The 4,318-nt window shown below is 40.2% G+C and carries 4 protein-coding genes and 1 rRNA gene; 2 read left to right on the forward strand and 3 right to left on the reverse strand.

What is annotated here, in order from left to right; translation table 11 throughout:
* Window positions 1-469 precede the first annotated feature (469 nt).
* The gene (locus tag G1O98_RS37140; protein WP_163939323.1) at window positions 470-1,339 is read left to right on the forward strand and encodes a response regulator; all 870 of its coding nucleotides are present in this window, start codon (window positions 470-472) and stop codon (window positions 1,337-1,339) included.
* A gap of 14 nt (window positions 1,340-1,353) precedes the next feature.
* Here G1O98_RS37140 and G1O98_RS37145 read toward each other — a convergent pair whose 3' ends face one another.
* The 3 genes from G1O98_RS37145 to rsmA form a co-directional block, all read right to left on the reverse strand.
* On the reverse strand, window positions 1,354-1,683 hold the full coding sequence (locus G1O98_RS37145) for a DUF3082 domain-containing protein (protein ID WP_163939325.1): 330 nt from the start codon (window positions 1,681-1,683) through the stop codon (window positions 1,354-1,356).
* Between the two features lie 61 nt (window positions 1,684-1,744).
* The gene (ispE, locus tag G1O98_RS37150) at window positions 1,745-2,698 is read right to left on the reverse strand and encodes a 4-(cytidine 5'-diphospho)-2-C-methyl-D-erythritol kinase (protein ID WP_163939327.1); all 954 of its coding nucleotides are present in this window, start codon (window positions 2,696-2,698) and stop codon (window positions 1,745-1,747) included.
* A gap of 67 nt (window positions 2,699-2,765) precedes the next feature.
* On the reverse strand, window positions 2,766-3,623 hold the full coding sequence (gene rsmA, locus G1O98_RS37155; protein WP_163939329.1) for a 16S rRNA (adenine(1518)-N(6)/adenine(1519)-N(6))-dimethyltransferase RsmA: 858 nt from the start codon (window positions 3,621-3,623) through the stop codon (window positions 2,766-2,768).
* A gap of 619 nt (window positions 3,624-4,242) precedes the next feature.
* Here rsmA and G1O98_RS37160 point away from each other — a divergent pair.
* A 16S ribosomal RNA gene (locus tag G1O98_RS37160) occupies window positions 4,243-4,318 on the forward strand; the annotation flags it as partial.

Consider the following 4,318-nt stretch of genomic DNA (forward strand, 5'->3'; position numbering starts at 1 on the left):
CACTAGTTTACTCTTCTAATATTGAATGAATAGTAAGATAGTGCTTACTTATGTATCTAGCAATAATATCTTTATATTACCAATATAAAAATCTCTCTTTTTATTGTTAAAATTATCTTTAAAAGCACTAAATAACTTCTGATTCTTTTGAATTCCATTTATTTATAAATAGCCAATAGCACCATGATGATTTTAGAAATTTATGATTAGCAACTCATCAATGGCTATAGCACTGACTTATTTAACCGAGTGACTAGGGATATGGATTCTGGCCTTTATTACGTTAGTTCAATCTAACTCTTCATTGGTGCTACAGCCAGAATTAGAGATTTGCTGGTTTCCTAATGGTAGTGTTCTGAGTTGTTAATTAATAATCATTTTCAACTCAACACACATAACTTTTTTGACAAATGACTCGGCATAGAATTTGGTCATCATTCCCTGCCACAAAAATCCTAGTGATGGAAAAATGAGATACGAATCGTCGAAAAAAATTCTTGTAATTGAAGATGATGCTGTTACTCGCAATCTCTTCTTAGAGGTTCTTGAGGCTCAAGGTTTTGACACCATAGGTGCTGAAGATGGAGTAGCTGGTATCCAGAAAGCACAACAGCATTTACCCGACTTAGTGATTTGCGATATTCAAATGCCAGATATGGATGGCTACACCGTTTTGGCTAGGTTGCGCCAAGATCCTCACACAGCAATTATTCCTTTCATTTTTTTGACTGGGAGTAATACTCAAACAGATGTTCGCAAAGGTATGGAGTTGGGAGCGGATGATTATCTGACTAAACCCTCTAGTATAGAAGATTTGCTCAGAGCGATCACTGTCCGATTAGAAAAGCAAGCTTTTTTGAGGTATTGGTACGCTACTAACTCTCATCAAGCCGCTCAATCACCACCTTCATCGTTCAACTCTGAGTCTATTTTTCCATCTGTTCCCCAACTGAAAGCGGTTTTCGACTTTATTGAAGCTAATTATCGCCAAGGAATTACTTTGTCTGATGTGGCTCTTGCGGTTGGTTATTCGCCTGCTTACTTGACTAACCGAGTAGCCAAACAAACAGGAGAAACTGTAAACGCTTGGATTGTTAAGCGTCGAATGGCAGCAGCACGTCCTTTACTTAGAGATACTAATCAGACAATCGACCAGATTGCTATTGCACTGGGCTATCAAAATACATGTCATTTCTCTCGTCAGTTTCGTCAACACCACGGGCTTTCTCCCAAAACTTGGAGAAAACAGCAACAACTTTTTCAGTCTTCTAAAAACGCGAAGCTACAATTGATCAAAAATCATGGTGCATTAGAAAAACTTGTACCTTTAGGTTGCTGATTAAAAGCAAATTACTAGTTTTCACTACTTTTTTGCTTGCTCAACTGCTGCATTAATAATTGCACTCCCAGAGCCAACAAACCAATTGCTACTATACCAAATATTCCGCTTCCTAAAGCAACTACACCAACAACCAGAGTCCGAACAGCAGAGGAAATTTTAATTACTAATGGATTAATTGAATGGAGGGGTTTAGCAGCAAAATTTGTAGCGATCGCAATCATCAGCGAATACATTGCATATCCCATTCCTCCAGAAATTACTGCCCCAATTAGACAGCGTAACGGACTTGCTGCTACCGGCATTTTAGTATCCGTTTGTGGCGTTAAATTTTGGTCACTCATAGGATTTTGGATTTCAGATTTTTAGTTGGGACATTATTTTTAATTAATGAAAAATAATTATTTAAACAGATGATGTCACTTTAATACCATGCGTAATTGTTTGAGTTACAAATAATTCTAAGTCCTCATCAATAATTGCTTCCCTTACTTGCTGCAAAACGAGTTCTGCCTGCTGTTGAGACTCAAAAAGAGCAAATACTGTTGGGCCAGAACCGGACATCATTGTTCCTAACACGCCTTCCTGATTTGCAAACACTTCTCGCAACTGCAAAACTTGGGGATAGGCTGGCAATACCACACGCTCTAAATCATTGTGCAATTTTTGGGCAATTTCTCTCGTATCTTTATGCAAGATAGCTTTTACTATTGCTCCTGAATGAACTGCACTAGCACGTGCTACCAAATTATCGGTCTCTCTAATATAAGAATGACCAAACTGCTGTCGATAGGTTTTGTATGCCCAAGGTGTAGAAACTTCCAGACTGCGGTATTTCCCCAATACTATATATATGTTATCTAAACTCGGTAGGGGAGAAAGTTGCTCACCCCTACCTGTTGCGATCGCAGTTCCACCCGCTACACAAAATGGGACATCTGAACCGAGTGTACCTCCTAACTCTTCTAATTCAGACTGAGTTAATCCCAACTTCCACAGTAAATCTATACCCACTAACACAGCTGCTGCATTCGTCGAACCCCCAGCCAACCCAGCCGCTACAGGAATCTGCTTATTGACGGTAATCTCCACACCGCCATATTTCGCAAAGGCTTCGGGAAATTGCCTGACCATTAATTCTGCTGCTCGGTATGCCAGATTACTTTTATCTGTCGGTACTTGTGGGTGGTTGCAGTGAACACGAATGCTGTCAGTGCTAATGGAACGCACATCAATCTTGTCTGAAAGTCCGATACTTTGAAGTATCATGGCTAACTCATGATAACCATCAGGGCGATACCCAATTATTTCCAGATATAAGTTGATTTTAGCAGGGGCAATTAGGCTGTAGGAACGCATTTTATAAGAATGGGGAATGGGGAATGCTGAATTGGGGAATGGGAAAAAATCTATTTTATCTTGTCATCTATATTCCTACTCCCTGCTCCCCACTTTCTACTGCCAGTTCATTTGCTAGGATTACCCATTGCTGAACGCTGATATCTTCAGCTCTGGCTTGGGGATTTATTTTTAATTGTTCCAGTAAGTGGCTCAGGCGATCGCGTTCTATAACAGATTGCAAATTATTTCGTAACATTTTGCGCTTGGCACCAAACCCCAACTTTAAGAAAGTCTCTAACTGTCGGGGATTAAGCGCTGGTATTTCTATTTTTCGGGGACGTAATCGTACCACTGCTGAATCAACTTTTGGCGCTGGATGGAATGCAGAGGCTGGGACTGTGCAGATTAACTCACACTCAGCCAAATACTGTACCCGCACGCTCAACGCCCCAAAGGTTTTTGACCCTGGTTTAGCATACAACCTTTCTGCCACTTCTTTTTGTACCAGCAATACTATAGAGTCAAATGGTTCGGGGTTAGGATTTGCGATCGTACCCAGTAGTTTCTCAATGATTGGCCCTGTTATGTTGTAGGGAATATTGGCTACTACTTTGTTTGGCTTTTGGAAATTGGGAAAGGCTACCAAATAAGATGGTAAATCCAGGGTGAGAAAATCGCCTTGCAGCAATAAGAAATTTCCAGTCTTACCCAGTTGCTTTGACAACAGATGGCATAAGTCGCGGTCTATTTCAACTGCAATCAGAGATTGCACTAAGGGTAATAAACGACGAGTTAGAATACCAGTTCCAGGGCCAATTTCCAGGATGCGATCGCCTTTGACGGAGCGATCGCACTCTCTACACTCCGCTGCTTTAATAATTGCGTCGAGCGCCTTTTCACTTTTGAGCCAATGTTGAGCAAAGACCTTACGCGGTCGGATCATCTGTATTTATTGCCTAGTCTAGTTTTTAGCTTTTTCTCAAAAACTTATTATAAATTGTGAAATCCGTCTACAGCGCTAGACTCACTGTAACGAATCTTTTGGGGTAGGCATCTAGTTGTAAAATGGGAGCCTTTAACCGGTGGCTCTGGAACAACTATGCTTTTATATTCTTATATATAGTTAGTTCAGGCAACTGCCTCCTACCTTTCTTCGATAATGATTACTATAATCAGTCAGCTTGCATCAGAGCCAATTTAGAAACACTAACTAGCTATATGCATTATCTACACAGTAAAGTTCAGCTACTTCGTCTATGCCTTCCTTATATTGCTTAAGCCATTCACCTGAAAGTAATGCCAGCCAGGAGATTTGCCCTTTTAGAAAAAAAATAAATTTACCCCTTGACAAACCAGGGGATGACTAGTTACTCTAGTTAAGTGGAAAGGCGAGAGAAGCCAACCACCACTGAACCTGAAAAACATAATACTTTGAAAGCTTAAAGAAAAACCAATCCTCGTCAAAGGATTTTACTTTTTGGGTTTCCAAAAAGATAATAATCAAAATTAGTAACTAGGATTCCGAAAAAATATTTTTCGGATACACAAACTCGAAACACAACAAAACGGAGAGTTTGATCCTGGCTCAGGATGAACGCTGGCGGTATGCTTAACACATGCAAGTCGAACGGTGTCTTC

The sequence above is a fragment of the Nostoc sp. UIC 10630 genome (genome assembly GCF_010747425.1).
Lineage (GTDB): Bacteria > Cyanobacteriota > Cyanobacteriia > Cyanobacteriales > Nostocaceae > Nostoc.